This window comes from Clostridia bacterium (genome assembly GCA_019683875.1).
Lineage (GTDB): Bacteria > Bacillota > Sulfobacillia > RBS10-35 > Bu92 > Bu92.
Genome location: JADGHN010000149.1, coordinates 1 through 3,449, shown reverse-complemented (window position 1 = coordinate 3,449; position 3,449 = coordinate 1). Strand labels below are relative to the sequence as shown.

The following is a 3,449-nucleotide window of genomic DNA, read 5'->3' as shown; positions in this document are numbered from 1 at the left end:
ACCGAAGGAACGCCCGGCACCACGGAAAGGTCCAGGACCGGCACCCCGGGGGGCACCGGGAGGCCGGCGTCGGCGATGACCAGCGCGTCCGTGTGTCCCATGGCCGCGATGGCGCGAAGAAGCTCCGGGTTCAGCAAACCGTTCCGTCTCATGCCGTTTCGATTTCCTTCCTCGTGGGTAGCGATGGTTGCGCGCCGCGCCGTGTGGTGGACAGCGCGGCCGCGCGGTTCGCGAAACGCGCCGCGGAGGCGAGCGGAAGCCCCTCGGCCAAGGCCGCCGCCAGGGCGCCGGCGAACGCGTCGCCCGCGGCCGTGGTGTCCACGGCGCGGACGGTGAGGCCGGGCACATGCTCGAACTGGTTGCCCTCCGCGACGAGGCACCCCTGCGCGCCAAGCTTCACGACCGCGCACGAGACGCCCATCTCCAAGAGGCGGGACGCGGCCAGCCGGGCCTCGCGCACGCTGCCGGCCACCTGGCCGGTCAGGGCCTCGACCTCCACCTGGTTCGGGACGCAGATGTCCACCAGCCTCCAGAGATCCTCAGGAATCTCGCGGGCGACCGGCGCCGGGTCGAGGATCACGCGCACGCCGCGCTCGCGCGCGGCCCGTGCCGCCTCCAGCACGGCGGCGACCGGGACCTCAAGCTGCAAGAGGAGCACCTTTGGCGGTTGCGGCGCGCCGGCGAGGAGCGTCGCCAGCCGGCCGACGTCCTCGGCGCCGATCGCGCCGTTCGCCCCGGGCGCGACGAGGATGCGGTTGCGGCCGTCCGGCGTGACCTGGATCATCGCCACGCCCGTGGGGCGCCCGGGGTCCGTCGCCACCTGCGAGAGATCGACCCCGTCGCGCTCGAGGCCCTCGCGCAGCATCCGGCCGAACGCGTCCGCGCCGAGGCGCCCGACGAACGCCGTCCTGGCCCCGGCCCGTGCCGCGGCGACGGCCTGGTTGGCGCCCTTGCCGCCCAGGAAGATCTCGAAGCCGCTCGCGAACCGCGTTTCGCCCTCTTCCGGCACGCGCTCGCAGTAGGCCACGAGGTCGACGTTCGCGCTGCCGAACACCACCACGTCCGGCACTTGCGTCAATCCTCCTCGCGCGCGGGACCCGTGGAGCGCCGCACCACGAGTTCCGGCTCCAGGATGTCGGCGTGGACCGCGTCGTCAGGATGGTCGATGCGGGCCGCCAGCCGCTCCACCGCCAACAGGCCGGCTCGGTACGTGGGTTGGCGGATCGTCGTGAGCGAGGGGTTGGCCAGCCGCGCGACGAGCACGTCGTCGAACCCCACCACGGACACGTCGCCCGGAACGGCGCGCCCCTCCTCGAAGGCCGCCTGGAGGAACCCGCAGGCGATCAGGTCGTTCGCCGCCACCACCGCGGTGAACCGCCGGCCGCTCCGCAAGAGCTCGCGCCCGCGCTCGTACCCGCTCTCGGCGGTGAACGGCCCTCGAGACACGTCGACCACCTGGGCGCCCATGCGCCGGCAGGCCTCAAGAAAGGCCTGCGCGCGTGCGGACGCGGATTCGACGCCGTCCGGGCCCCCGAGGTGCACGAACCGGCGGTGACCGAGGCCGGAGAGATGCTGCACCGCCGCCTCGATCCCGCGACGGTTGTCGGTGACGACGCAGTCGACGTCCCAGTTGGGCACGCGCCGGTCGATGAGCACCGCGGGGACGGGGCCGACGGCTCGCGCCAGGGCCGAGGCGTCCCGGCTGGAGGCGATGATCATGCCGTCGACGCCACGCTCCCGAAAAAGTCGGACGTAGGCCGCCTCCTGGTCGGGATCGTTGTCGCTGTTGCCCAGCACGACGGCGTAGCCGCGGACGCGGGCCGCGTCCTCCACCGCGCGGGCGAGGGATGGGAAGTACGGGTTGGTGATGTCGGGCAGGATGAGCGCGATCGTCCGCGTCACCCCGGTGACGAGGCCGCGAGCGACGCCGTTCGGGACGTAACCCACCGCCGCGGCGGCGTCGAGAACGCGCCGGCGAACCGCCTCGCTCACGGGTCCGGACCCGTTCAGCGCGCGTGACACGGTGGCGATGCCGACACCCGCCTTCGCCGCCACGTCCCGGAGCGTGGCCATGACTGCGACCCCCAATGAAGACGGACGCGCCGCGACGTCCCTGCGCTGGCCCGCGTGGACCAGCCTGAAAACGGTTTCACCCGTTACCGGTCAGGACTGAAAACGTTTCCAAGACACTTCGCGCTTGATTCGACACGGCCGGCGGGATCCCTTCCCGCCCCGCGACAGGGTTGGCGTTCCGCCCTGCTTCAGGGCCGGTGGCCTGCCCTACTTCAAGTGCCGGTCGAACCACGCGACGATGCGCCGCAGCCGGTCGACGCGGTGCCAGGGCTTGCCGGTCCGGCTCATGCCGTGCGACTCGCCGGGGTAGCGGACGAACTCCACCTCGCGCCGCAGGTACTTGAGCGCCGCGTAGAGCTGCTCCGCCTGCTCGACGGGACAGCGGTCGTCCTGCTCCTGGTGCTCGATCAGCAGCGGCGTGCGGATGTTCGCCGCGTGCATGAGCGGCGACTGGTTCAGGTAGGGGGTCGGGTCCTCCCACGGTGGGGGTCCGTACTGCCGGATGCGGTCGATGCCGAAGTCCGCCGTGCCGATGGCGCTCATGCGGTTCGCGACGCTGCGCATCGTCACGGCCGCCCTGAAGCGGTCCGTGTGGCCGACGATCCAGTTCACCATCCAGCCGCCGTAACTGCCGCCCGCCACGCCGAGACGGTCCGGGTCGATGAAGTCGAACCGCCGGCACGCCTCCTCGATCCCGGCCATGAGGTCCTGGTAATCCTTCTCGCCCCAGCGCGCCCGGATGGCGGCGCAGAAGTCGGCGCCGTACCCCAGGCTCCCGCGCGGGTTCGTGTAGACGACGGCGTAGCCGTTCGCGGCGAGCACCTGGAACTCCATGAAGAAGTTGTCGCCGTACATGGCCATCGGCCCGCCGTGGATCTCCAGGATGGCGGGCGCCTTCGCGCCGGGCGCGAGGTCGAGCGGCCGCATGACCCAGCCGTCCACCCGCGTGCCGTCGGCGGAGGTGAAGGCGAAGCGTTCCGGGCGCGAGAGGCGCCGCGTGGCCAGGAACTCGGCGTTGGGCGCGGCCAGCACCTCCTCGGGCGCGCCGCGGCGGATGCGGAGGATGCGCGACGGGTCGAGCGGCTCGTTGACGGCGAGGATCAGCGCCGCCCCGGCGCCGGCGGCGTGGCCGGAGAAGGCCAGGACGAAGTCCTGGGCGCACCCGTCGCCGTGCGTGACCTGGAGCGCCGCGGGCGCGTCCAGTGCGGGCTCGTGGGGCACGGACGCCGGGACGTCGAACCGCCAGAGGTGGACGCGACCCGCGTCCGAGACGGTCATCCAGACCGCCGCGCCGTCGCCCTCCCAGGCGAGGCGGGCGCCGCCGGGCGCCGGCACGTCGATGGCCGAGGCGTTGCCCAGCGGGCGGTCGAGGGCCG

4 protein-coding genes are annotated in these 3,449 nt (G+C 73.0%); all 4 read right to left on the bottom strand.

Annotated features, from left to right (window positions below):
* Positions 1–152 (bottom strand): D-ribose pyranase (locus IRZ18_09095; protein MBX5477260.1); only part of this gene is annotated, 152 nt, incomplete at its 3' end.
* Positions 149–1,069, bottom strand: coding sequence for a ribokinase (gene rbsK, locus IRZ18_09090; GenBank protein ID MBX5477259.1), 921 nt, complete (start codon positions 1,067–1,069; stop codon positions 149–151). The genes IRZ18_09095 and rbsK, both read right to left, overlap by 4 nt.
* A 5-nt stretch (positions 1,070–1,074) precedes the next feature.
* On the bottom strand, positions 1,075–2,073 hold the full coding sequence (locus tag IRZ18_09085) for a LacI family DNA-binding transcriptional regulator (protein ID MBX5477258.1): 999 nt from the start codon (positions 2,071–2,073) through the stop codon (positions 1,075–1,077).
* A gap of 207 nt (positions 2,074–2,280) precedes the next feature.
* Positions 2,281–3,449, bottom strand: a 1,169-nt coding sequence (locus tag IRZ18_09080) for a S9 family peptidase (protein ID MBX5477257.1), incomplete at its 5' end; no start/stop codon positions are given.

Bases quoted from the DNA above. Each gene is read 5' to 3' on its own strand.
- IRZ18_09085 (MBX5477258.1), bottom strand. From the start codon at position 2,073: ATGGCCACGCTCCGGGACGTGGCGGCGAAGGCGGGTGTCGGCATCGCC.